The organism is Gemmiger sp. An194, assembly GCF_002160145.1.
Classification (GTDB): domain Bacteria; phylum Bacillota; class Clostridia; order Oscillospirales; family Ruminococcaceae; genus Allofournierella.
On the sequence record NZ_NFKA01000001.1, the window covers coordinates 54366 to 79298 of the forward strand.

22 protein-coding genes are annotated in these 24933 nt (G+C 62.6%); 12 read left to right on the forward strand and 10 right to left on the reverse strand.

Features of this window, described 5'->3' with window-relative positions; genetic code table 11:
• Positions 1–56: 56 nt before the first annotated feature.
• A complete protein-coding gene (locus tag B5F28_RS00250; RefSeq protein WP_087291829.1) occupies positions 57–263 on the reverse strand; it encodes a DUF378 domain-containing protein in 207 nt (68 codons plus the stop codon).
• Positions 264–559: 296 nt separating this feature from the next.
• Between B5F28_RS00250 and B5F28_RS00255 the strand changes: the two genes are divergently transcribed.
• On the forward strand, positions 560–1963 hold the full coding sequence (locus tag B5F28_RS00255) for an ROK family protein (protein ID WP_087291832.1): 1404 nt from the start codon (positions 560–562) through the stop codon (positions 1961–1963).
• A 312-nt stretch (positions 1964–2275) separates the two neighbouring features.
• Entirely contained in the window at positions 2276–2920 is a 645-nt protein-coding gene (locus B5F28_RS00260; RefSeq protein WP_087291835.1) for a hypothetical protein, read from the forward strand.
• Between the two features lie 92 nt (positions 2921–3012).
• Here B5F28_RS00260 and B5F28_RS00265 read toward each other — a convergent pair whose 3' ends face one another.
• From B5F28_RS00265 to B5F28_RS00275, 3 genes are read right to left on the reverse strand one after another with little or no spacing between them, the layout of a single operon-like run.
• A complete protein-coding gene (locus B5F28_RS00265; RefSeq protein ID WP_087291838.1) occupies positions 3013–3921 on the reverse strand; it encodes a L,D-transpeptidase in 909 nt (302 codons plus the stop codon).
• A 29-nt stretch (positions 3922–3950) separates the two neighbouring features.
• Positions 3951–5045: a hypothetical protein gene (locus tag B5F28_RS00270; protein WP_087291841.1), complete on the reverse strand. Its 1095-nt coding sequence runs from the start codon at positions 5043–5045 to the stop codon at positions 3951–3953.
• Positions 5046–5085: 40 nt separating this feature from the next.
• Complete coding sequence (locus B5F28_RS00275) at positions 5086–6186, reverse strand: putative NPN-dependent ornithine cyclodeaminase (RefSeq protein WP_087291844.1); 1101 nt, start codon at positions 6184–6186, stop codon at positions 5086–5088.
• Between the two features lie 257 nt (positions 6187–6443).
• Here B5F28_RS00275 and xdhC point away from each other — a divergent pair, with 257 nt between their 5' ends.
• Positions 6444–7301: a xanthine dehydrogenase accessory protein XdhC gene (gene xdhC, locus B5F28_RS00280; RefSeq protein WP_087291847.1), complete on the forward strand. Its 858-nt coding sequence runs from the start codon at positions 6444–6446 to the stop codon at positions 7299–7301.
• Between the two features lie 49 nt (positions 7302–7350).
• On the opposite strand, the gene B5F28_RS00285 is transcribed toward xdhC, so the two are convergent.
• Entirely contained in the window at positions 7351–8220 is an 870-nt protein-coding gene (locus B5F28_RS00285) for an NAD(P)-dependent oxidoreductase (RefSeq protein ID WP_087291850.1), read from the reverse strand.
• 66 nt (positions 8221–8286) lie between these two features.
• The gene (locus B5F28_RS00290; RefSeq protein WP_158097464.1) at positions 8287–9660 is read right to left on the reverse strand and encodes an MATE family efflux transporter; all 1374 of its coding nucleotides are present in this window, start codon (positions 9658–9660) and stop codon (positions 8287–8289) included.
• Between the two features lie 236 nt (positions 9661–9896).
• Here B5F28_RS00290 and B5F28_RS00295 point away from each other — a divergent pair, with 236 nt between their 5' ends.
• Together B5F28_RS00295 and B5F28_RS00300 are read left to right on the forward strand one after the other, a co-directional pair.
• A complete protein-coding gene (locus B5F28_RS00295; RefSeq protein ID WP_087291855.1) occupies positions 9897–10799 on the forward strand; it encodes a helix-turn-helix domain-containing protein in 903 nt (300 codons plus the stop codon).
• Between the two features lie 16 nt (positions 10800–10815).
• Positions 10816–11343, forward strand: coding sequence for a hypothetical protein (locus B5F28_RS00300; RefSeq protein WP_143424656.1), 528 nt, complete (start codon positions 10816–10818; stop codon positions 11341–11343).
• 120 nt (positions 11344–11463) lie between these two features.
• Here the strand turns inward: B5F28_RS00300 and nagB are convergent, their stop codons facing one another.
• Both nagB and B5F28_RS00310 read right to left on the reverse strand, forming a co-directional pair.
• Positions 11464–12201: a glucosamine-6-phosphate deaminase gene (gene nagB, locus B5F28_RS00305; protein WP_087181789.1), complete on the reverse strand. Its 738-nt coding sequence runs from the start codon at positions 12199–12201 to the stop codon at positions 11464–11466.
• A 219-nt stretch (positions 12202–12420) separates the two neighbouring features.
• A complete protein-coding gene (locus B5F28_RS00310; RefSeq protein WP_087291860.1) occupies positions 12421–13209 on the reverse strand; it encodes a helix-turn-helix domain-containing protein in 789 nt (262 codons plus the stop codon).
• 142 nt (positions 13210–13351) lie between these two features.
• On the opposite strand from B5F28_RS00310, the gene B5F28_RS00315 reads away from it, so the two are divergent.
• The 3 genes from B5F28_RS00315 to B5F28_RS00325 all read left to right on the forward strand — a co-directional run bounded on the left by B5F28_RS00315 (position 13352) and on the right by B5F28_RS00325 (position 16547).
• Positions 13352–14464, forward strand: coding sequence for an ABC transporter ATP-binding protein (locus tag B5F28_RS00315; protein WP_087291864.1), 1113 nt, complete (start codon positions 13352–13354; stop codon positions 14462–14464).
• Between the two features lie 172 nt (positions 14465–14636).
• The gene (locus B5F28_RS00320) at positions 14637–15383 is read left to right on the forward strand and encodes an SDR family NAD(P)-dependent oxidoreductase (RefSeq protein WP_087291867.1); all 747 of its coding nucleotides are present in this window, start codon (positions 14637–14639) and stop codon (positions 15381–15383) included.
• Positions 15384–15491: 108 nt separating this feature from the next.
• Entirely contained in the window at positions 15492–16547 is a 1056-nt protein-coding gene (locus B5F28_RS00325; protein WP_087291870.1) for a YcxB family protein, read from the forward strand.
• A 9-nt stretch (positions 16548–16556) separates the two neighbouring features.
• Here the strand turns inward: B5F28_RS00325 and B5F28_RS00330 are convergent, their stop codons facing one another.
• Together B5F28_RS00330 and B5F28_RS00335 are read right to left on the reverse strand one after the other, a co-directional pair.
• Positions 16557–17909, reverse strand: coding sequence for an MATE family efflux transporter (locus B5F28_RS00330; RefSeq protein WP_087291873.1), 1353 nt, complete (start codon positions 17907–17909; stop codon positions 16557–16559).
• A 218-nt stretch (positions 17910–18127) separates the two neighbouring features.
• The gene (locus B5F28_RS00335; RefSeq protein WP_087291876.1) at positions 18128–19189 is read right to left on the reverse strand and encodes a SpoIID/LytB domain-containing protein; all 1062 of its coding nucleotides are present in this window, start codon (positions 19187–19189) and stop codon (positions 18128–18130) included.
• 181 nt (positions 19190–19370) lie between these two features.
• On the opposite strand from B5F28_RS00335, the gene B5F28_RS00340 reads away from it, so the two are divergent.
• The 4 genes from B5F28_RS00340 to pap all read left to right on the forward strand — a co-directional run bounded on the left by B5F28_RS00340 (position 19371) and on the right by pap (position 24870).
• A complete protein-coding gene (locus tag B5F28_RS00340) occupies positions 19371–20723 on the forward strand; it encodes a citrate synthase (RefSeq protein WP_087291879.1) in 1353 nt (450 codons plus the stop codon).
• Complete coding sequence (locus B5F28_RS00345) at positions 20720–21493, forward strand: hypothetical protein (protein ID WP_143424657.1); 774 nt, start codon at positions 20720–20722, stop codon at positions 21491–21493. Before B5F28_RS00340 ends, B5F28_RS00345 begins: the two co-directional genes overlap by 4 nt.
• A 138-nt stretch (positions 21494–21631) precedes the next feature.
• Positions 21632–23167 carry a nitrite/sulfite reductase gene (locus B5F28_RS00350; protein ID WP_087291885.1) on the forward strand — a complete coding sequence of 512 codons (1536 nt, stop codon included), beginning with the start codon at positions 21632–21634 and terminating at the stop codon, positions 23165–23167.
• Between the two features lie 230 nt (positions 23168–23397).
• Positions 23398–24870 (forward strand): polyphosphate:AMP phosphotransferase, encoded by a 1473-nt coding sequence (gene pap, locus B5F28_RS00355; RefSeq protein ID WP_087291888.1) that lies wholly within the window; start codon positions 23398–23400, stop codon positions 24868–24870.
• Positions 24871–24933: the final 63 nt, after the last annotated feature.

Sequence of the window (24933 nt, forward strand, 5' to 3'; positions counted from 1 at the left end):
AAAAAGCGCGCTTTTCCCCAAATGGCGGGAAAGCGCGCTTTTTGTGCTGCAGGCGGTCAGTGCTCGCCGTCGGACGACATAAACAGACTGGGAATGGCGCCCAGAGCCGAAACGCCCACCAGCGAGTAGACGATGCGGCTGAGCACACTGGCGGAGCCGCCGAACAGCCAGGCCACCAGATCGAAGCGGAACAGGCCCACAAGGCCCCAGTTCAAGCCGCCCACGATCAGCAGCAGGATACAGATCTTATAAAAAACAGACATGTTTTTTCCTCCTTTTCTGGCCTTAGTCTGCCCGGGTCCCGGCCGGGTTATGCAGCCGGGGCGCGTTTTTGCTTCCGTCCAATATAGTGCAAAAGCTGTAAACATGGGGCAGTGATTTTGGCCACAGCGCCCAAAAATACACGAAAGTACAAATTGTAAAGCCGCTTTGCAATAGACGCTGCGCTGAGGGATGTACTACAATGAAAGCAAGAGAAGCGGCCGGGTCTGCAGCCCGGCACAGTGCGCTGCGGGCCGCAGGCCGAAGCGCCGGTGATGACACGAAAGGACGGAAGAACATGAAATTCTTGAATGTTGAGATTCCCGTAAAGAACCTGCCTGAGCTGGACCAGGGCTTTGTGCCTCTGGGCCTGTTCTTTAAGCATTACTCCATGGGCGCCACCAAGCCCCTGTGCATCGCTGTGGAGCGCAGCGGCGGTCAGATCGGCACCTGGGAGTGCAAGGTTTACGACACCTCCGAGATGGCCGAGGCCGATGCCTACTATGTGGACCGTCTGGTGAAGTTCCTGCTGTGGAGCTGGGGCGGCTTCAAGGTGTACATCTGCGGCGACGACAAGCTGGCCGAGGGCATCAAGAAGGCCTACTCCGTGGGCGGCAGCCGTGAGTTCGACAAGAACTTCATGGAGGGCGTTTACGAGCGCGAGTTTGAGGTAGTGGCTCTGCCCTACGACCAGAAGCCCGCTGCCTTCCAGAAGACCGAGAGCGTGGGCCGTCACACCAACGGCGCCCGCATCGGCTTTGATGCCGGCGGATCTGACCGCAAGGTGAGCGCCGTGATCGACGGCGAGACCATCTACAGCGAAGAGGTTGTGTGGTACCCGAAGGTCAACACCAATCCCGATTACCACTACCTGGGCATCCTGGCCGCCATGGAGACCGCTGCCGCCAAGATCCTGGAGAAGGGCCGCAAGGTGGACGGCATCGGCGTTTCCTCCGCCGGTGTTTACATCGACAACAAGTGCATGGTTGCCAGCCTGTTCCTGAAGGTGGGCAAGGAAGACTTCGACGCCAAGGTGAAGAACATCTACACCCGCGCCGCCGAGGATCTGGGCCGCATCCTGGGCTACGAGATCCCCGTTGTGGTTGCCAACGACGGCGACGTTTCCGCTCTGGCCGGTGCGATGGGCCTGGGTGAGAACGGCATCATGGGCATCGCCATGGGCACCAGCGAGGCCGTTGGCTACGTGGACGGCGAGGGCAACATCTGCGGCTGGCTGAACGAGCTGGCATTTGCTCCCGTGGACGGTCAGCCCGACGCCATGGAGGACGAGTGGAGCGGCGACATCGGCTGCGGCGTGAAGTACTTCAGCCAGGACGGCGTGAACAAGCTGGCTCCCCGTGCCGGCATCGAGCTGGACGAGACCGAGCCCCCGGCAAAGCGCCTGAAGGTTGTTCAGGGCCTGATGGCTGAGAACGACGAGCGCGCCATCAAGGTGTACGAGAGCATCGGCGTGTACCTGGGCCACACCATGGGCCTGTACGCTCAGTTCTACGACATCCACCACGTGCAGATGATGGGCCGCGTGATGAGCGGCCGCGGCGGCGATATCATTCTGGAGACCGCTGCCCGCGTGATGGACGAGGAGTACCCCGACGTGAAGTTCCGTCCCGAAGCTCCGGACGAGATGACCCGCCGCGTTGGCCAGAGCTCCGCTGCTGCCAGCCTGCCTGAGGTTAAGTAAGCGGCAACACCGCATAATTTCAGGTGGTGGTGCGCGCCGGAAAATTTTTTGTGAGATGAACAAAAAAGCGCAGACAAGCCTTGGTGGCTTGGCGAGCATTTTTGGAAAATATCACAGAAAATTTTGGCGTGATACGCCGCCTGAGGGCTTCACCGTGAATTGTGCGGCGTTGCCTGAAAACTTTTTGTAAAACTTGCAGAGCATTTTCGCCCACCTCTTTGGAGGTGGGCGTTTTTGTGTTATAATAGAAAACGGTTCTCGGACTTGCCTGCGGGCAGATGGGATGATTGATGGGAAAGGGGGCTTTGCCCTGTGAAAAAACGTTTCTGGATGGCGGCTGCCGCCTGCTTTGTGCTGGCCGCTGTGTGTATTCTTCTGCCCGCTCCCTGGGCCTGGCTGAAATTCACGCTGGCGGTTCTTTCGGTGCCGCTGCTGGTGGGTGCCATGCTGCTGGTGGTGAACGCTCTGCTGCCTGCGGGTGCGCTGCCGGTGCTGGGGCTGGACGAAGAGGAGAACGCTGCCCGGCCGGTACCTCCCGCGCCCACCCTGCCCCAGAGTTTGCGGGTGGACCAGCGGGTGCTGGGCAGCCTGCGGGGTGCAGTCCGTGCCATGGGCGGTATGACCGAAACCTTTTCCCGGCCGCCCATGCTGGCCTGGCAGTTCGAGCGGCTGCAGACCGGCTGCGCCGCCCTGCTGGCGATGCTGGAGACGGAGGATGCCGACCCGACCCAGGCGGCGGATTTCGCGGTGCAGTATCTGCCCAACGCGATGCAGTACTTGATGGCCTGCAGCCATGAGGGCTGCCCTGCCAACGCGGCGCGGGCGCTGGCCCATGCCGCCTGCGCCTGTGAGCGTCAGCTGGATGCGCTGGCCGCCGGGGAGTATGTGACCTTCGAGCAGGAGTATTACGCCATGCGCGGTGATCTGCAGGCCGCCGGTTTCCGCTGGGACTGGTAACACCATAAAAACAAAAGAAAACCCGCTGGGGTTCCGTCCATTTGGGCGAAGCCTCAGCGGGTTTTGTTGTGTTGTATTCGGTTGAAAAGAAATCAGCCCCGGGTGCCCACGATGGCGCTGTCGTGGCTCCAGCCCTGCAGGTCGGTGGGGGTCAGGTTCTGGGTGAAGGCCTCGCTGGCCTTAAAGGCTTCCCAGTCGCTTTGCGCGGCGGCGCTGCGGATGGCAGTGCCGTCCAGATATTCATCGCTCCAGGGGTTGGCCGGGTCCGGGTCGGTGGGGTCCCAGCCCCGCAGGGTTTCGTCCTTGGGGTCGGTGGTCAGGGTGTCCGGCTTGCCCATGGGGCCGGGGTTGGCCGCGTCGTCATAAATGGCCACCGGGGTGCCGATGGGGCAGTTTGTGTAGATCCAGCGTACGTCCACCACCGCCAGCCGGATGCATCCCAGTGACGCGGTGGTTCCCAGCTTGTTGAACTCGTCGTATTCCAGATCGTCCTTGTGCTGGGTGTAGTAGGGCACCGAGTGGAACAGGTAGGGCCCGTTGATGCGGGTGGCGTACTGGCCGTAGCAGGGGCCGGCGAGCAGCCGCCAGTCGTAGTTCACCGGGGTGTTCCAGTAGCCGGTGGGGGTGTCGGTGCCGCCGCTGCACACCATGGCCATGTAGGGCTTGGTGTACTGGCCGTTCTCGTCGGCGGTGTAAACGGTCACGGTGTTGGCATCCCGGTTCACCGCCAGGAAATAGGGGAAGCCCTCCTGCACGGTCAGGTCCAGCCCCTCAAAGCCGGGCTGACTCTGCAGCCAGGCCATGGTGTCCTTGCCGGCCTGGGCCCACACCGCCTCCGGGTCCGGCGCGGGGGTGGGCTCGGCGGTGGGTTCGGGTGTGGCCGGGGCCGCGGTGGGAGCGGCCGAGGCGGCGGGTGACTGGGCAGCGTTTCCGCCGCAGCCTGCCAGCAGGCCGCCCAGCATGAGGGCGGCAAACAGAATGGATGCAATGCGTTTGGTCAAGGTCGGGTTCCTCCTGTGATTGGATTGATTCATTGATCCTCGCCGGGTTCGGCAAGGGAGTCGGGGAGTTCAGGCTGCCGGGCAATGGCTGGGCAGGCGGCCTGCTGGCGGTAGCCCGGCTGGAATCTGCCCTCGGGAGTGCCCGGCTCGGGAAGAGGCTGGCCGGGGGTCAGAGTGAGATGGCAGCACTGCCAGCCCCATTCAAAATGCCCGTAGCGCAGGTTCACGTCCACCGTGCCGTCGCCCCGGTACAGAAACGTGTATTCACTGTCCAGCGTATCCTCCCGAACCAGACGGGTCTCGTGTTCCAGCATCCGGTCCAGCCAGTCCTTCCCCTCGGGGAACAGCTGCAAAAACTGCTCATCCTCCAGCGGAACGGCCGCCAGCTCGTAAAAGCTGCCGTTTTCCAGCACCAGCGGGTAGTGATGTACACTGCGCCCGGAGGGCAGAAAGCTCCCCTCCTCGGTGACCCAAAGATAGGAATTGTCCATCCCGTCCGCGGGTTCTATGCGGGTGCAGCCGCCGTCCAGCCGGGTGACCTCCAGCGAAAACCGGGTGCTGCCCTCGATTGTCTGAGCGGACACCGCCAGCGGCTGGCCGCTCTCCGGGTCCCGGAGGGAAAAGCCGGTCAGCGCGCCGGCATTGTCCAGATAGAAAAAGTAGCTGGCCGGGGGTGAAACGCCCAGCTGCTGCTCGGTGATCATCACCCAGGTTTGGCCGTCCTCCAGCGTAAGCCTTCGGAGCGTCTGGGGCCCGCAGGGGCCGATGTCCAGGGGCGTGGCCTCCTCCTCGGTAACGTAAAAGGCGGCCTGGGGCACGCTTTGCTCCGGCTTGCCCACCAGCACCACCGCGTCCTGTTCGTTCAAAGCGGGCAGCAGGTAGTCCATCACCGGCAGGTCGGTGGCCAGCACCAGTGACTGGCGCAGAGCGGTGGAGACGTTTTCCTTCCAGCGCAGCTGGGCCTCGTTTACCGCGCCCTGTGCAGGCGCCGCAGTGCTGGCGGACGATGTGTCCGCAGAGGATTGACTGGCAGGCGCAGATTGCCCGGCCTGCCCCGAAGCGGCGGGAGCGGAGCAGCCGGTCAGAACCGCAAGAATCATCAAAGCACACAAGGCCCGGCGCATGGACGGCACTTCCTTTCTTTATTTATGTAAAATAAACTTCTTACAGAACTCCCAGCCCGTGGGCCAGCTTGGTGATGAAGTCCTGCACGTTGGTCACCATGGTGGTGGCGCACAGGCTGCCCCGGTCCAGCAGCTTGTTCACCACGAATTCGTCCGCGTCCACGGTGTACAGATACACCGGGCGGATGGTGCCGTCCGGCAGCACCCGGAAGCTGGGGGTCATGTTGCCGGCGGCGATGGTGTGCAGCATGGTGGCCAGGCAGATCACGGTGGTGGCCTGCTTCACCAGTCCCCGCATGGCGGTCTGGCCCTGATAGGCGTCGCCGATCACCTCTGGCAGGGGGCCGTCGTCCCGGATGGAGCCGGTGAGCACGAAGGGAACGCCCTGCTTCACGATGCTGTACATGATGCCGTCCTGAATGTGGTATTCCTGAATGAACCGGGGAATGCTGCCGCAGCGGCGTACCCGGTTGATCACATCCAGATGGTTGTAATGCCCGCCGGGCATGCTCTGCTGGGTGTAGATGTCCTGCCCGAGGGCGGTGTGCAGATGCGCGCCCTCCAGATCGTGGGTGGCAAGGGCGTTGCCCGCCAGCAGTCCGTGGGCGTAGCCTGCCTCCACCAGCGCCTGCATGGCCGCGCGGGCGCCCGCGTCAAAGGAGAAGGCAGGCCCCATCACCCAGAGAATGTTGCCGTGCTCCTTCTCGTGGCGCAGCAGCTGGATCAGCCGGTCATAGTCTTTTGTATAGGAGGTCTCCCGGCTGCGCCCCTGGCGGAAGGTGAAGGCGTCCGCCTCGGCACGGGCCTCCGGGTCGGCAAAGCCGCCGGTGTGCAGGTAGATGCCGTCCGCTCCGTCGTCGGTGCGGCCCAGGGCCACCAGGTCGCCCTGCTTCAGGTTGCGCAGCTCCACCACATCCAGCCGGCCGTTTTCCCGCAGTACCACGCAGCCGTCCATCCGGCTTTCCTCAGCCAGGGTCCAGCGGCCGTCGATCCGGAAGTATTCCGGGTACATGCTGGTGCTGTGGTAGCCGTCCGGCGCGGCCCCGTCACAGGGGGCGGGCACAAAGCGGGCATCGGGGCAGCGGGCGAAGGCGGGCGCGGAAAAATCCGGCGCGCGGTAAATGGGAAGCGTAAACGACATGGGTCCTCCTTTGCCGCGTTTGGGGCGGCGCTGTTAATAAAACGAACCGGCAGAGGAAACTCTTTCAAAAATGCCAAATGCCGGATTCTGTGGTTTCAGCGTACCGCGAACAGGGGGACTTTGTCAACCGGCTTGCCATCCGCAGATGGGCGTGATATGCTAAGGACAATAACGCATGAAAACCGTGCGGTGTCGTCTCAACAGGAATATGAACGGGGCCGGGGCAATATGCCCGGCACACAGAAGGAGAAGAAAATATGAACCAGGGAATGAAGCAGCTGGCCCGGCGGCTGGAAACGGAACCGGCGGTGCTGGTGACCATTCTGGAAAGCAGGGGCTCGGCTCCCCGGCACGCGGGGGCCTTCATGGCGGTGCTGGGCAGCGGCGAATGCATCGGCACCATTGGCGGCGGCAGGGTGGAGGCGGTGTGCCAGCAGCGGGCCGCCCGGGCTCTGGAGGAACAGCAGAGCGCGGTGGAGGAATATGACCTGAACGACAGGGGCCCCAACCAGGTGGGTATGGCCTGCGGCGGCCAGGTACGGGTGGAATTTCTGTATCTGCCTGCGGGCGAGGCCTCGGTGCAGGAGGCGCAGCGGCGGGCGGCTCAGACGGGAGCCGGGCGGGTGCTGCTGTTCGGCGCCGGTCATGTGGCCCGGGCGCTGGCGGCGCTGCTGCCCGCGCTGGAATTTGAATACTGGGTGGTGGACGACCGTCCGGAGTTCGCGGTGGAGTCTGCCTTCCCCGGCGCGGCGGGCGTGCTCTGCGAGGAGATGGCCGCCGCGGTGGACTGTCTGGAGCCCACCGAAGAGGATCTGATCGTCATCATGACCCGGGGCCACGAGCACGACTACGAGGTACTGCGCAAGGCGCTGACCACCCCGGCGGGCCACATCGGGCTGATGGGCAGCCGCCGCAAGATCGCCATGACCCGCCAGAAGCTGGAAGAGGAGGGCTTCGGTGCGGAGCAGTTTGCCCGGGTGAGCACCCCCATCGGCCTTTCCATCGGGGCCGAGACCCCGGCGGAGATCGCGGTGAGCGTGGCGGGCCAGCTCATTGCCTGGCGGGCAGGGCAGCGGGGCGCTGGCGCGAAGCCGCTGGAGCTGATTCACAGCTGAAGCAAACAAAAAAGGGAGCAGCGCGGGCTGCTCCCTTTTTTATTTGCGGTTACTTTTTGCGGTAGAAATCGATCAGCGCCTGAGTGCCCTCATTCTCGCCGCCCGCCGCGGCAAACTCCTCGTAGAGATGGAGCACGCTGTCCAGCATTTCCAGCTCCACGCCCCGCTGGGCGGCCTCCTCCCGCACGATCTTCATATCTTTAATGAAGTGCTTCACAAAGAAGCCGGGAGCGAAATCTCCGGCCAGGGCACGGGGAGCCATGTTGGCGATCTGCCAGCTGCCCGCCGCGCCGCCGCCGATGGCCGCCAGCATCTTGTGGGGGTCCAGCCCGGCCTTTTCGGCGTAGAGGATGGCCTCGGTGTAGGCCGCGGTCGCGCCCGCCACGGCGATCTGGTTGGCCGCCTTGGTGTGCTGGCCATAGCCCGCGGGGCCCATGAGCAGCACGCTCTTGCCCATGCATTCAAATAGGGGCAGGGTCTTCTCAAAGGCCTCCTCGTCACCGCCCACCATGATGGACAGGGTGGCCTCCCGGGCGCCTTTGTCGCCGCCGGAGACCGGGGCGTCCATCACGGCGATGCCCTTTTCCTTGCCCAGAGCATACAGCTTCTGGGCAAGCGTGGGGCTGGAGGTGGTCATGTCCACCACCACGGCCCCGGCGGGGGTGTTTTCCAGAATGCCCTCGGGACCGCAGAACACCTGCTCCACGTCCGCCGGGTAACCCACCATCACGAAGACGAATTCCGCATCAGCCACTGCTTCCCGGATGGTGGCGCAGGGCGCAAAGCCGAATTCCTTCGCCTGCTGGCATACTGCCTCGTAGCGGCGGCTGTAGGCCTTTACGGTATGCCCGGCCTTTACCAGGTGGCCCGCCTGCTGGCGGCCCATCACGCCGGTGCCGATCCATGCGATCTTGCTCATAACAACACATCTCCCCGTTTTTATAAAATGCCGCCCCGGTGTTTGGCCGGGGCGAAAAAGCAGCACTCAGGCGGCTTCCTGGGTGACCACCCGAATCCATTTGCCGCTGCGCAGCCGGATGAAACCGGCAATGCTCTTCACGATGTTGTCACACCGCAGGAAGAAGAATACCACCGGGGCGCTCCAGTGGAGCACAAAGCCGGTGAGCAGGCCCAGCGGAATGGCCAGGCACCACTGCAGGCCGCTGTCCAGCATCAGGTTGGTGCGCACATCGCCGCCGCCCCGCAGCACGCCAACGATCATCACGCAGCCCACCGCCTGGAAGGGCTGCATCAGGGCCAGGATGGTCATCATGGCAAAGGCGGTGTCGTGGGCCAGCTGGCTCACATTATAAAGGCTTAGGATGTAGGGCCGGCCCACCAGCAGCAGGGTCATGCAGATAAAACTCAGGCCCAGACCCACCAGCACCGAGCTGTTGGCGGCCCGTTTGGCATCGTGGATGCGGCCCTCGCCGATGGTCTTGCCCACCACCACGGCGCTGGCGGCAGACATGCCGAAGGTGAATACGCTCACCAGCTGGTTGAATACGTTCACGATGCTCATGGCGCTGGTGTAGCTGGCGCCCATGTGGCCGATGGTCAGGTTCACCACCGAGAGGCCCACGCCCCACAGCAGCTCGTTGCTCACCACCGGCACGCTGTTGCGCACATAGTCCCGGCCCAGGCCGCTCTTCAGCTGCAGCAGCCAGCGGGGAGTAAAGCGCACCCGTTTTTCAATGAAGCACATGTACACCAGAGTGGCGCACAGCTCGAACAGGCGGGCCATCACGGTGCCGAAGGCCGCGCCCCGTACGCCCCAGGCCGGTGCGCCCAGCTTGCCGAAGATAAAGCAGTAGTTGAAAAATACGTTGATGAAGAAGCTGCATCCGTACACTACCATGCTGATGCGCACCTGTTCCACCGCCCGCAGGCACATGATGTAGCAGTTGGAAAAGCTGAACAGCACGAAGCTGATGGATAAAAGCTTCAGGTATGTCGCGCCGGATTCGATCACCGCCGCATCGGTGGTATAGATGGCCAGCACCTTTTCGGGCAGGAAATGGCCCACCAGAGCGAACAGACTGCTCACCACCAGCACCACCCGCAGCGTGAGCGCGAAGATCTGGCGGATGCGCAGCATGTCCCGCTTGCCCCAGTACTGGGCGATCAGCACCGCCGCGCCGCTGGCCAGGCCGAAGCCCATCACATCCAGAATGGTGAACAGCTGGCCGCCCAGATTGGCCGAGGCGATGGCCACATCGCCCAGCTGGCCCAGCATGATGGTATCCATCATGTTCACGCCCAGGCTGATCACGTTCTGCAAAGCGATGGGAATGGTGATGGCCAGCATCCGCTTGTAAAACGACCAGTCGGTATAAAAATGTTCTTTGAATCGCTGCATTGGTCCGTCCTCTTTCTGTTTGATTTTTGGGGGCGGGGCCCCTGTTATTTGCATCATCGGTTCCAGTATAGCATATTCGAGCAAATGCTGCCAGAGAGCGGCATTTGGGGCAGAAAAAAAGAAAACATTTGCACAATCGGTCGTTTTAGGATATACTACAAGCATGAGCAAGTGAACCACGGACAAACAAGCAGGGGCAGACCGCCCCTCTTCCAAAGGAGAGGAGCTGCAAGCAGATGGGCTATCAGGCACTGGAGCTGGACAAGGTGCTGCGCATCGACCGCATCTATTCGGTACATTATTTTGAATATGGCCCGGACTACGCCTTCACGGGCGAGAGTCATGATTTCTGGGAATTTGTCTATGCGGACAAGGGCGAGGTCTACGTGACCGCGGGCGAGGAGGAGAAGCTGCTGAAAAAGGGGCAGATGATCTTCCACGAGCCCGGCGAGTATCACAACATCCGTGCCACCGGCAAGGATGCGCCCAACATTGTGATCGTCTCCTTTGATTGCGACAGCCCCGCCATGGACTTTTTCCGGGGCCGGGTGCTCATGGCAAGCGACAGCGACCGGGTGCTCATGGCCCGGATCGTGGAAATGGCCGGTGCGGCCTTCTCCACCCCGCTGGACGATCCCCTGGCCCAGCATCTGACCCGCCGGGAGGATGCGGCCTTCGGCGCCGAGCAGGTGATCGGCCTCTCGCTGGAGACCATGCTGCTGGATATGGTGCGCCGGGGCGACAGCCCGGTGGTGACCAAGCCCACCAGCCTGATCCGGGAGCGCAGTCAGAATGAATTCCTGAGCCGGGTGCAGCAGTATCTGGAGAACAACATCCAGCGCCGCCTGACCTTGAGCGACATCTGCCGGGACAATCTGGTGGGCCGCAGCTACCTGCAGAAGGTCTTCCGGGAGAAGACCGGCGGCGGCGCCATGGAATACTTCGGCAATCTGAAGATCCAGAAGGCCAAGGAGATGATCCGGGAGGGCAGCCACAACTTCACCGAGATCGCGGCCCTGCTGGGCTACAATTCCATCCATTATTTTTCCCGCCATTTCAAAAAGGTCACCGGCATGACTCCCTCGGAGTATGCCAGCAGCGTGAAGGTGCTGGCCCGGCGCGGCCGCGGCGAGGAATAAGCCGGAGGGCAGACAGGTGATGAGTGTATTTTTCTTTCAGACGCTGCTGCCGGTGCTGCTGGGCGTGCTGGTGCTGGTGATGATGGGCCTTGCCATCTATTCCACCGTGCGCTCCCGCCGGCGGGACCGCCAGGCTGTGGAACGGCGCAGGGAAGAGCAGCGCCGTCAGCGGCTGAACCCGGGCCTGCCCGAGGAGCAGCGCCCCGGCCGCAAAAACGACACCGGTCTGTGGCAGCTGACGGTGGAGGGCCAGGCGCCCTGCCAGCCGGATGCAGCCGCCCTCACCCGCGCGGTGGAGGCCGTGGGCGTGAGCGCGGGTTATCTGGTGCTCACCCCGCCCGCACCTCTGGAGGGCTGCCGGTCCATGCACTGTACCACCGACCCGGACGGCGGTCTGGCGGTGCAGGCGGTACTGGAGCAGCCCGGCGGGCCGGACATCACCCGGGAACTGGGCGGTGTGAGCCGCCCCCAGGCTGCGGCGATGCTGGCAGGCTTCTGGGCCGGTCATCTGCCCGACGGGCTGGACAGCTGGCGCAGCTTTTAAGCGCAAAATAAGAAAAACAAAAGCGAGCGGATCTTTCCGCTCGCTTTTTGTTTGGGCAGGCAACAAAAAAGCTCCCCGGTTTTTCACTGGGGAGCGGTTCTTTTGTGGAAAACGGAGCGCTTAGCCCTTGTAGCCAACGGCGTCGGCCAGCTCCTGATCGATCACGACAACCACGTTCTCGTGCATCTTCAGCATGCTGCTGGGGTTCTGGGTGGTGATCACATTGTCCATAACCAGGCCCTTGATGGCGTCGGTCTTGGCCAGGCCGGTGGCGATCAGCACAACGCACTTGGCAGCCATGATGTCACCCATGCCCATGGTGATGGCGGTGGTGGGAACGTCCTCCTTCTTCTCGAAGAAGCGGGCGTTGGCGTTGATGGTGCTCTCGGTCAGCTTCTCGATGTGAGCCACGCTGATCAGGTGGTCGCTGGCCTCGTTGAAGGCGATGTGGCCGTTGTTGCCGATGCCCAGCAGCTGCAGGTCGGCAACGCCGCCCTCGCGAACCTTGGCCTCCAGCTCAGCGGCGTTGGCTTCCGCGTCGCCCATGCCCTTGGCCACGTAGGTGTTGGCCTTGTCGATGTTGATGTGGTCGAACAGGTTGGTGTTCATGAAGTAGCGGTAGCTCTGGTCGTGGGTCTCGGGGATGCCGCAGTACTCATCCAGGTTCACGGTGCGTACCTGAGCAAAGTCCACCTTGCCGGCCTTGTTGGCCTCGATCAGCTTCTTGTACATGGGTACGGGGGTGCCGCCGGTGGCCAGGCCCAGCTTGCAGTTGGGTTTCTCATTCACCAGTTTGCAGATCATGTCGGCCACATAGGCGCAGCTCTCGTCGTAGCTCTTGGTAACAACAACTTTCATTGTGATACACTCCGTTCTTTACTATTTTTCGGTGAAACTCGCAAAGCGGGGGCGCGCCCTGCCTGCAAATCGCGGTCTTATCTTTATCATACAGCCTTCCGGGGAAAAATTATAGCCCAAAATATGCAGAAATTTTGCACAAAAAACAAAATCTTTTCCGAAATTGGGGCGGGATTTGTTGAAAAATAGGCCTTTCTCTTACTATATTAAGGAGAAGCCTTACACATACAGCTCCCGTTCCTGGGGCAGCTCCGGCAGCTCCGGCACCCCGGCGGCGGCCGCCCGCCAGGCGGTGGGGCTTTGGCCGGTGGCCTTTTTGAACACCCGGCACAGGTAGTTGGCCCCGGAAAAGCCGCACAGACTGGCCACCACCTCCAGCGGGTATTCCCGGTGGCACAACAGCTGCTTGGCGGCCTCAATGCGCACCCCGGTCAGGTACTGGCCCGGGGGCACACCCACCGCCGCCTTAAACACCCGCACCAGATGGCTTTTGCTCACGCCCAGGCTCTCGCTCAGCTCCTCCACGCCGTAAAGCCCGGCGTAGTGCTCCCGCATGGCGGCAATGGCCATGGTCACCAGCGGCGGGTAGCTGGGGGCGGCGGCGTCCGCCCGGGCACTTTCGCACAGCAGCTGGTAGCCCAGGGCCGAGGCCCGGCGGGAGGAGGGGGAGGCCACCAGCTGGGCCACCAGCTCAGCCGCGCCGGGGCAGGAGGCGCCCGCCGCGAACATGGGGCCGGCAAGGCCCTCGGCAAAGGCCGCGGCCGCCTGACCGCCCAGCAGCACCGCTGCCAGATGGCAGGGCTCGGCGGGCACCAGCCGCAGCGGCGGCGCGCCCAGCAAAAGGCTGCCCGCCCCCGCCAGCTGGGGAGCCTCTTCATCCGCCAGGGCACATTGCCCACTGGAAAGCACCCCGATCCAAAGCCCTTCTCCCTCCAGAGGAATGGGGGTGGAGAACTGCAGGTCCTTCGTTTCCTTCAGGGTGCAGAAGACAAGGGGGTCGAAAATCAATTTTACATCACCTCATATCAATAAAGTGCTATTTAAATCCGGAAAAAGTCTGGTATCATTATATTAGCAACGAGATACGCGGTCAAGCGTATCAACAAAAGACAATTAAAACCATCAACAATAAAAAGGAGTGTCGATTCCCATGGCAAGCATTAGCCTGCGTCATATCTACAAGATCTACTCCGGCGACGTTACCGCCGTTAAGGACTTCAACCTGGAGATCGCCGACAAGGAGTTCATCATTCTGGTTGGCCCCTCCGGCTGTGGTAAGTCCACCACCCTGCGCATGATCGCTGGTCTGGAAGAGATCAGCAAGGGCGAGCTGTACATCGGCGACCGCCTGGTGAACGATGTGGCCCCCAAGGACCGCGACATCGCCATGGTGTTCCAGAACTACGCTCTGTACCCCCACATGACCGTTTACAAGAACATGGCTTTCGGCCTGGAGCTGCGTAAGGTAGACAAGGCTGAGATCGACAAGCGTGTTCGTGAGGCTGCCCGCGTACTGGACATCGAGCACCTGCTGGACCGCAAGCCCAAGGCTCTGTCCGGTGGTCAGCGTCAGCGTGTTGCCCTGGGCCGCGCCATGGTTCGTAACCCGGCCGTATTCCTGCTGGACGAGCCCCTGTCCAACCTGGACGCCAAGCTGCGTACCAGCATGCGCACCGAGATCATCAAGCTGCACCAGAAGCTGGCTACCACCTTCATCTACGTTACCCACGACCAGACCGAGGCTATGACCATGGGCGACCGCATCGTGGTTATGAAGGACGGTATCGTTCAGCAGGTCGACACCCCGCAGAACCTGTACGACTTCCCCATCAACATGTTCGTTGCCGGCTTCATCGGCAGCCCCCAGATGAACTTCCTGGATGCTACCCTGAACAAGGACGGCAACGGCTACTTCCTGGATCTGGCCGGCGACCGCATCGACCTGCCCAAGGAGAAGACCACCGACGGCAAGCTGGATGCCTATGTTGGCAAGAAGGTCAAGGCTGGCGTTCGTCCCGAGGACATCAAGGACGATCCCGAGTTCGTGAACAAGCAGGGCGAGTGCAAGCTGGAGGCCACTGTTGAGGTTTCCGAGCTGATGGGCTCCGAGATCTACCTGTACCTGCTGTACAAGGGCAACAAGCTGACCGCTCGTGTAGCTCCCACCTCCAAGGCCAAGAACGGCAGCAACGTTACCGTTGCCTTCGATCCTCACAAGATCCATCTGTTCGATCCCGAGACCGAACTGACCATCCTCAACTGATCCTTCCCCTTGGAATCATGTTATACGCAGAAGCGCCGCTGGAAAACCAGCGGCGCTTTTGCGTTTTCCGTGCGTTCCTCACCGTTTTCGGTCTGCAAAGGTGTTATAATAAAGATAAACAACTGTTCCCGCGCAGACGGACTGCGGGAAAGAATAAAAGGAGGTACGGATTATGTTATTGGAAAACAAGATCGCTATTGTCACCGGCGGCACCCGGGGCATCGGCCTGGCCACCGTGGAGGCTTTTCTGCGGGAGGGCGCTACCGTGATTCTCACCGGCTCCCGGCAGGAGACCGCGGACAAGGCGGTGGCTGCTTTGAAGGAGAAGGACCCCAACGCCAGGGTGGCGGGCATCGCCCCCAATCTGGCGGACCTGGCCAGCGTGGAAGAGGCCTTCCAGAAGGTGGCGCAGGAGTACGGCCGCATTGATATCCTGGTGAACAACGCAGGTATGTCCGATTCCACGCCCTTTGACAAATACGACGAGGCCACCTTTGAAAAGGTGATGGACCTGAACGTGAAGGGCGTGTTCACCTGCGCCCGGGCTGTGACTCCTATCATGCAGGCCCAGGGCAGCGGTGTGATCCTGAACACCAGCTCCATGGTCTCCCGCTACGGCCAGCCCAGCGGCATTGCCTATCCCACCAGCAAATTTGCGGTAAACGGTTTTACCCTGTCGCTGGCCCGGGAGCTGGGCAAATACGGCATCCGGGTGAACGCAGTGGCCCCCGGCATCACCGATACTGACATGATGCGCGCGGTGCCGGAACACATCATCAAGGCCCTGTGCACCCAGATTCCGCTGGGCCGCATCGGCAAGCCGGAAGAGGTGGCCAATGCTTTCGTGTTCCTGGCCAGCGAGATGGCCAGCTACATCACCGGCGTGGTGCTCAGTGTGGACGGTCTGGCCCGCACCTGACCCGGTTTTACAGCACAGAAAAAACGGAGGGAAGCCGCCGGGGCTTCCCTCCGTTTTGCATTTCATGGTATAATTGTGGGAAATAAAGCGGAAAGCGAGGATATCGCCATGGATCAGATCGAATACACCAACAGCCTCTCGCTGCGCCGTCAGGCCTGGAAGCTGCTGCTGCGGCGCACCCTGCTCAGCCCGCTGGGGATTGCGGCCGTTCTGGGGCCGCTGTTTCTGGCGGTGCTGGGTATCCATGAACTGTGGCTGACCTACTGGGGCTTTTACTACATGGGCATGGATTTTTCCTGGTATGGCTGGCAGACGCTGGCCTATATGCTGCTGTTTCTGGGCACCGCGGGCTGGATGGTCTGGCGTATCGTGGCGGGCAACCGCAGGGCATACCGGCGGTTTCTGGACCAGCCGGAGGAACCTCGCCGTCTGGTATTCAGCCAGCATATCCTTCGCATCTATCGGCTCGACGGCCTGCAGCTGCTGGCCGTTCACTGGAATCCGAGCATCCGGGTGGTACAGAGCCGCGATCTGGTAATGCTGTGCGCCGGGCGCAGCTGTCTGGCGGCCATTTCCGCCCGGGAGCTGGAGGCTCAGGGCGGTCTGGCGCAGCTGCAGCACACCGTGAACGAGCGGGTGCGTCAGGCCCAGCCGCTGGACGAGACCCTCTGGCGGTCGCTCATCACACCCCGGCCGAATCTGGTCTGGGGCGCCAGCTATTCCATTGCCGATGCCTGGAACCGCCGGTTGCGTCTGCGTCTGGCGCTGGGCGGCGCAGCGGCACTGTTCATCATCCTTCTGCTGATGCCCGGCGGGCTTTTGGTCAAGGGAATTGCCGCGGCGGCGGTGGTGGGTCTGGTGGCCGCTCAGACCAATCCCCGGCGGCGGGAAAAAGCCACCATCCAGCAGGGCGGACCCTCCGGCCTGACCCGCATGCCCGCCCGATTTGAACTGTATGAGGACGGCATTCAGCTTGCCCGGGGCGAGGAGGGCAGCTTCTGGAGCTGGGAGCGAATCGACGAAGTGAGAGAGCAGCGGGGCACGCTGGTGCTGAAAAAGGACGGCGGAGTCATCACGCTGCTGCCACCCCAGGCCTTTGCCGATGAGGCGGAGCGCCGCCGGGTGCGGGACTTCATCCGGGCCCGGCTTGCCCGACCGGAATAAGAGAAGCGGTCAGGCGATCTCCTCATGCTCCGGCATGGAAAGGGTGAGCCGCCGCATGGTGATGAAGAAAGCAATGACCAGCGGCACCGCGCTGCCGCTCCAGGCCATGGGGTTGGCCAGACAGGCACCGGTGAAGCCGAAGGGGCCCACCAGGCAGACCGCGCAGACGCCGCGCATCACCAGCTCCATGATTCCGGCGAAGGTGGGCACAAAGCTCTGGCCCAGCCCCTGCAGGGAGTAGCGGAAGATGAACAGCAGTGCCAGCACCCACATGGAGAAGGCGACCACGCACAGATAAATATAGGAAAGGCCGGTCACCTGGGCGTCGCGGCCCACAAACAGGATGGCCAGCTGGCGGCCGAAGACCAGGAACACCACACCCATAAAGACGGACCAGCTCAGCGCCATGGCGCTGCACTGCAGCACACCGGTGCGGATGCGGTGCAGCTTGCCCGCGCCGTAGTTCTGAGCCACGAAGGTGCCCATGGCAAGGCCGAAGCTGCACAGAGGCAGGGTGCCCAGGGATTCCAGCTTGTTGGCGGCGGTGAAGGCGGCCACCGCGGTGCTGCCCAGACTGTTCAGGGCGTATTGCAGCATCAGTGAGCCGATGGCAATGATGCTGCTCTGGAAGCCCATGGGCAGACCCATCTGCAGATGCCGCAGCACCTCCCGGCGGCTGAGCTTCCAGTCGGACCGGTGCAGCCGCAGAGCGGGGAAGGCCTTGTGGATGTAGACCACGCAGGCGGCACCGGCCAGCAGCTGGGCGATCACGGTGGCCACGCCCGCGCCCATTACCCCCAGCGGGGTGTAAAGGATGAGCAGCACATCCAGCAGGATGTTGAGTACGCAGCCCCCCACCAGAAAGGAAAGCGGGGTTTTACTGTCGCCCAGCGCGCGCAGCACGTTGGACACCACGTTGAACAGCATGGTGGTCGGAATGCCCGCGAAGATCACGATCAGGTAGCGGGTGGCATCCTCTAAAATTTCCGGTGGGGTCTGCAGCAGGACCAGAAGCTGGCGGGTGCCTGCCATGCTGGCCGCCATGAGCACCAGGCTGATCACGCCGCCCAGCACCAGACTGGCCGCATAGCTCTGGCGCACGCCGTCCATTTCTCCCGCGCCGAAGCGCTGGGCGGTGAGGATGGAAAAACCGGCGGACAGGCCCTGGGCAAAGCCGATGATCAGAAAGGTCAGGCTGCCGGTGCAGCCCACCGCGGCCAGGGCATTCACGCCCAGCATCCGCCCCACGATGAAGGCGTCGGCCATGTTGTAGACCTGCTGGAACAGGTTGCCGATGAACAGCGGCAGTGCGAACAGCAAAATCAGTTTTGCCGGGGAACCGGCGGTCATGGATTTGGTCATAACAATTCTCTCCATTTGGGTGCGTTGCAAAAATCAGATCCAGAGTGTTGTGCGAAAACATAACGCCACCTATCATACCGCAGCGGCGGCAAAAGTCAATGCAACTTTTTGAGGATTTTCGACTGATTTTCAAAATTAGAAAAGAGCACAAAAAAGCCCGTCCACATGGCTTGTGGGCGGGCATTTTGCCACTTGAAAAGGAGAACGAAGCGGAACGATCAGCCGGGGTATTCCGCAAGGCTGGTGCCGGGAAAATACCAGCTTAAAATCTGCTGGCAGCTCTGACCCTGGGCGGCCATGGCCTGGGCACCGCACTGGCTCAGGCCCACTCCGTGGCCGTAGCCCAGTGTGGTCACATCGAAACCATCCTCGGTGCGCTGAATGGTAAAGCAGCTGCTGCGCAGCGAAAGGGCGGTGCGCAGCTGGGTGCCTTTCACAAAGGCCCCGCCCACCTGGATGGTGTCCACGTATCCGGCGGGGGTAAGGCTTGTCTCGCCGAACCAGCCGTCCGCACTGCCGCTCAGGTCCAGGCCGGAAAACTGAGTGGCCAGCATGTCGTACATCTGCTGGGTGGTGTAGCTCACCGTTTCCTCGTAGCCCTCGGCCAGCTTGTCCAGCGGGGAGTCCACGCCCTGCAGATAAGGCAGCGCCTCGTTCCACACCAGCTGGCTTGCCTCGGTGCGTCCGTTGCTGATGGCGTGGTAGCAGGCGGCGGCGGGTGCGCCCTCGTACAAAAGCACCGTGTGCACCAGCGGCTCCAGCAGGGTTTTCAGCCGCTGGTAGTTGGCCTCGTAGTCCTCGCCCCAGTAGCTTTGCAGCACTTCGGTGGTCATGCAGCCCTGGCGGCGGGCCGGGTCCACCGAGAACCAGGCCCCGCCCAGCGCCTCGGTGTCCGCGTGGTCCCGCTGATACAGCGCGTAGCTGTGGGCGGCGATTCCCTGAGCCTTCAGTGCCTCGTCCGGCCAGGTGATGGGCATCTCGCTGGCCACCGCCCCGATCATGTACTCCAGCACCGGTATCTCCAGAACCTGGCCGGTGGAGGCATTCTGTACCCGGATCACATCCTCTGCCGGGGCAGGGGTCTCGGCGGGCGGAGCGCTGGGGAGCGGTGTGGTGCTTTCGGGGGAGGAGACAGCGGGCGCAGGCTGGACCTCGGCGGCGTTCTGCCCCAAAGAGGAGGATGCCCCAGCCTGCCCGGCGGCCTGGGGCAGAAGGCTCACCAGCGGCAGGCAGAAGGTAAGCAGGCAGAACAGCAGGATGGGCAGGATACTTCGTTTCATGGCATTGGACCTCCTTGGCGGCGCGGCGGCAGTTTCCGCACTTGCTTTTTCGTTGTAAAGTGTGTAAGATTAAACATAAACCACCGGTGGGAACGGGTGGTTTTCAGAATAACGGCCCCGGGGCGCAAAGCGCGCCGAAGCAGGCCGTTTGACAAATTCGGATCAGAGGGGGAAGGGGGCCATGGCCCAGCAGTCTTCCGGTATGGAATTTTTATGCCGGGAATATTTGAAAAATAACTACATCGACCCGGAGACCAGTGAGCGTCTGGGGGTCAAGCGGGGCCTGCGCAACCCGGACGGTACCGGTGTGCTGGCGGGCCTGACCAACATCTGTGATGTTGTGGGCTACGAAAAAGGCCCGGCGGGCGAGGTCATCCCCACTCCGGGCCGGCTGATCTACCGGGGCGTGGATCTGAACGAGCTGGTGCGGGAGGCCTACGAGCACGACCGCTTCATTTTTGAGGAGGTCAGCTGGCTGCTTTTGTTCGGCAGCCTGCCCAAAAAGAGCGAGCTGGAGCAGTTCCAGCAGATCATCGCCGAGCACCACAACCTGCCCGAGCACTTCATCGAGAACGTGCTGCTGCGCTCGCCCAGCCCCAATATTATGAATAAGATGGCCCGCAGCGTGCTCTCGCTCTACAGCTACGACGAGCGCCCCGAGGACCTGAGCCTGGAAAACCTGATGGAGCAGTCCATCAACCTGATCGCCGGGCTGCCCACCATCATGGTGAACGCCTACCAGCTCAAGCGCCGGGTGTACGACAAGCAGAGCATGTTCTTCCACCCGCCCACGCCGGGGCAGAGCACCGCCGAGCACATCCTCTCCACCTACCGGGCGGACCAGAAGTTCACCCACGAGGAGGCAAAGCTGCTGGATCTGTGCCTGCTGGTCCACGCGGACCACGGCGGCGGCAACAACTCCGCCTTCACCTGCCGGGTGCTGTCCAGCTCCGGCACCGATACCTATTCGGCCATTGCGGCGGCCATCGGCAGCCTGAAGGGCCCCAAGCACGGCGGCGCAAACCTGAAGGTGATGGAGCAGCTGGAATACCTGAAGGCCGGTGTGGAGAATTACCGGGACGAGGACGAGGTGCGGGAATTTCTGCGCCGGATCATCCGCAAGCAGGCGGGCGACGGCAGCGGCCTGATCTACGGCATGGGCCATGCCATCTACACCATCAGCGATCCCCGTGCCGTGGTGCTGCGCCAGAAGGCGGAGAAGCTGGCGGTGGAAAAGGGCTTCGAGGAGGAGTTTCGCCTGCTGTGCCTGGTGGAAAAGCTGGGTCCCCAGGTGTTTGCCGAGGAAAAGGGCAACAAGACCGTGTGCGCCAACGTGGACCTGTACAGCGGCCTGATCTACAAGATGCTGGGCATCAGCCAGGATCTTTACACCCCCCTGTTTGCCATCAGCCGCATTCCGGGCTGGTGCGCCCACCGCATTGAAGAGGTGGTGTTCGCCAACCGGATCATCCGCCCGGCCTACAAGTACCTGGGCGTGCGGCAGAAATACAAAACATTAGAGGAACGCGGATGAAACGAATTGCAACGATTTTATTGCTTCTGGTCTGCGCGGCGGCAGGTGCCGTGCGCTGGCTGGATGTGATGTACTACACCGATCTTGCCACCGGCTTTGTGACCTGGGGCAGCTACCTGTGGCGCTATGCGCTGGCGGGCGGCGTGCTGGTGCTGCTGTGGCTGGCGGGCTGGATGATCCCCAAAACCAGCACCGCGCTGAAGGGCCAGAGCACGGCTCAGGGCATGCTGGCACTGCTGTGCGGCGTGGGCTTTGCCGCGCTGGGCGGGGTGTATCTGGCGGCCTTTGATGAGATGGGCCGGTTCGAGCTGGCGCTGGCGGTGCTGTATCTGGTGAGCGGCGTGTGGATGCTGCTGCTGGGCCGCAGCCGGTTCACGCCGGAATTTGAGGCTCCCACCGGCAGCGCGCTGTTCGGCGTTGCGGGCACACTGGCGCTCTACCTGCTCACCATCAAGCGGTTTGGTCTGGCTCCCACCGGAATCGCGCGGGTGAACACCACTCTGGAGGCCCTGGCGGCGCTGGTGGCGCTGCTGTTCTGCACGGCTCAGCTGAAAAGCGCCTACATCCCCGGCGGCAAGAGCGCCCGGTGGATCTGGCTCAGCGGCATGGCGGCCTTCCTGTTCTGCACCTGCCTGGCACTGCCCAGCGCCGTGTGGACCTGGCTGCAGGGCCAGAGCGCGCTGCGCGGCATGGTCGAGGGCGTGTGCCTGGCTCTGGTGGGCCTGATGGGCGCGGTCTACGCGCTCACTGTGTCCAGCGAAGAGAAGTAACGTGTGAAAAAGAACCCGCCGGATTCGGAATTTTCCAATCCGGCGGGCCTTTTTTGTGTAAATCCTGCCAAACCTATGGTATAATAACTTTTCAAACCGCTCCGCTCAGGGGCGGTGAGCTGAACAAAGGAGAGGCATATGAACGATATGATGGCCGCCTTCCGGGCGGATTTGAAGGGCTTTGACGAAGCCACACGTGATTTTTATACCGGCAATATGAGCAAGCAGGAGTACAAGGGCATCTCCGGCGGCTTCGGCAGCTATTCCGAAAAGGGCGGCCAGAAGGGGATGATCCGCCTGCGGATGACCGCCGGCCGCGTGACCAAGGAAAAGCTGGCCTTTGTGGTGGAGACCACCGAGCGGCTGAACATTGACCTGATCAAGCTGACCACCTGCGAGACGGTGCAGCTGCACCATCTGACCGGCCGCCAGATTCTGGACGTGGCGGGAAAGGCTCTGGATGCGGGCATCGTCTGCCGGGGCGGCGGCGGTGACCACCCCCGCAACGTGATGGCGCCGCCTCTGTCCGGCGTGCTGCCCGGCGAGAGCTTCGACGTGATCCCCTATGCGGAGATGACCGCAGATTATCTGTTGAGCCTGCTGTACGATATCCGGATGCCCCGCAAGCTGAAGGTGGGCTTTGCCAACCATGAAACCAACACGGCCCACGTCACCATGCGGGACCTGGGCTTTGTGGCCGAGGCGGACGGCTGCTTCTCGGTATACATCGCCGGCGGTATGGGCCCCAACCCCCGCATGGGCCTGAAGGTGGCCGAGCATGTGCCCGGCGGTGAGCTGCTGTATTACGTGAAGGCCATGGTGGACACCTTCCTGGCCCACGGCAACTATGAGCAGCGGGCCAAGGCCCGCACCCGCTACATGCAGGAGGCCCTGGGCGAGGAGGGTCTGCGCCAGGCCTATAACCAGGCTCTGGAGGCTGCGAAAGCCGCCGGTGGGCTGGACCGGCAGGTGGAGAAGCGCCCGGTGACCAAGCAGGGCGAGGGCAGCATCAGCGGCAAGCGGATCATCGCCCAAAAGCAGGCGGGCCTGTTCGCGGTGAGCTATCATCCCCTGGGCGGCACTCCCAGCCGCCAGACTCTGCGGGCGCTGCTGGATACCATCCAGCCCATGGAGCAGGTGGAGGTGCGTCTGGGCGCGGACGGCACCATGTACGTGATCAACTGCACCGCCGCCGAGGCGGAAAAGGTGCTGGCCGTCACCGAGGACGGCGCGCGCACCCGATTTGAGCATTCGGTGGCCTGCATCGGCGCTGCGGTCTGCCAGCAGGGCGTGCGGGATTCCCAGGCGCTGTACCACGCCTGTGTGAAGGCTGCCCGCGAGGCAAACCTGCCGGACGGCGCGCTGCCGGTGATCCACATTTCCGGCTGTCCCTCCTCCTGCGGCACCCATCAGGTGGGCGCCCTGGGCTTCCACGGCGGCGTGAAGCTGGTGGACAAAAAGCCCCACCCCGCCTTCACCCTGCATGTGAACGGCAGCGCCCGGATGGGCGAGGAGCGCTTCGGCGAGAGCTGGGGCGTGATCTTTGAGGAGCGCATCCCGGAATTCCTGGTGGCGCTGGGCCGCAAGGTGGCCGATACCGGCCTTTCCTTCGAGGAATGGCTGCCCTCCCACGAGGCCGAGCTGCGCGCCCTGGCGGCGGAGTATCTGGTCTGAGCCGGCGAAAAAATGCAACAAAATACCCCGGATGGCAGCTGCCATCCGGGGCATTTTTGCATAGTTGGCAAAAAATGGGCGAAAAGCTTGTGGGATGTGCCGAAACTTACGCCGGTATGAACCTGCTGCCCGGTGGTATAATGAAAGAAAACGGCGGACAGTGGGCAATCTCCCGCGCCGCCCGCAGCGCCCGGTAAAGTGTCCGGGCAGGGAAATGAGAGGTGTGCAACATGTTGAAAACCTGGGTACGGCCCGCGCGGCCGGAGGAGAGCGAATGCAAGCAGCGGCTGGATGCCGCCCGTGACCGGCTGGAAGCTTTGCAGCTGGAGGTGAAGGCCGCCGGCCTGCCGGTGCTGGTGCTGGTGGAGGGCTGGGGCGCCGCGGGCAAGGGCAGCATGCTGGGGCGGATCATCCAAAACATCGACCCCCGGTTTTTCACGGTGACCAGCATGTCCGCCCCCACGCCGGAGGAGGGGCGCTACCCCTTTTTGCACCGGTATGTGAAGGCCATTCCCGAGGCGGGCAAGTTTGCCTTTCTGGATTCCGGCTGGATGGACCAGGTGGTGAAGGAGCGGCTGCGGGGCGAGCTGGAGGGCCAGGCCTACGCCCGGCGGCTGCAGAGCGTGCTGCGCTTTGAGCGCCAGCTCACCGACAACGGCTATCTGGTGCTCAAGCTGTTTTTGCAGATCAGCCGCAAGGAGCAGAAAAAGCGGCTGGAGGCTCTGGCCGCCGACCCGGACACCGCCTGGCGGGTGAGCGCCAACGACCGCTGGCAGAACAAGCACTATGAGGAGTGCGAGGATGTGTTCGACGATTACCTGCGGGCCACCAATCTGCCCGGCGCGCCCTGGTACATCATTGACGCGAAGGACAAAAAGTGGTGCGAGCTGCAGATGCTGGAGACCCTGTGCAGCGCCATCGACACCGCCCGCAAGAACGCGGCGCTGGCGGTGCCCCTTTTGCAGAATACCTTCCCGCTGGTGTCCATGCCCAAGCTGGCGCAGGTGGACCTTTCCCAAAGCCTGACCGACGAGGAATATGACGCCCGCCGCAAGGCCCTGCAGAAGCGGCTGACCGTTCTGCACAACCGCACCTACCGCAAAAAGGTGCCGGTGATCATCGTGTACGAGGGCTGGGACGCCGCGGGCAAGGGCGGCAACATTCGGCGGGTCACCGCCGCGCTGGACCCCCGAGGCTATCAGGTGAATCCCATCGCCAGCCCCGAGCCCCACGAAAAGGCCCGGCATTACCTGTGGCGGTTCTGGACCCGCCTGCCCAAAACCGGCCACATTGCCATCTTCGACCGCAGCTGGTACGGCCGGGTGCTGGTGGAGCGGATCGAGGGCTTCTGCACCGAGAATGACTGGCAGCGGGCCTATAACGAGATCAACGAGTTCGAGGCCGAGCTGGCCGACTGGGGCGCAGTGATCCTGAAATTCTGGGTCCACATCGACCCGGCCACCCAGCTGGAGCGGTTCCAAAGCCGCCAGAACACCCCGGAGAAGCAGTGGAAGATCACCGACGAGGACTGGCGCAACCGGGAAAAATGGCCCGCTTACGAGCAGGCGGTGGATGAGATGCTGCAGAAGACCAGTACCCAGAAGGCCCCCTGGCACATCCTGCCCTCGTGCGACAAAAAATATGCCCGCGTCAAAGCCCTGGAGATCATTGTGGATACCCTGGAAAAGGCGCTGGGCGACTGACCGCTTGCGGAGCACACAGAAAAAATGCCCCTTCGACTGTTTTGCCGAAGGGGCATTTTTCGT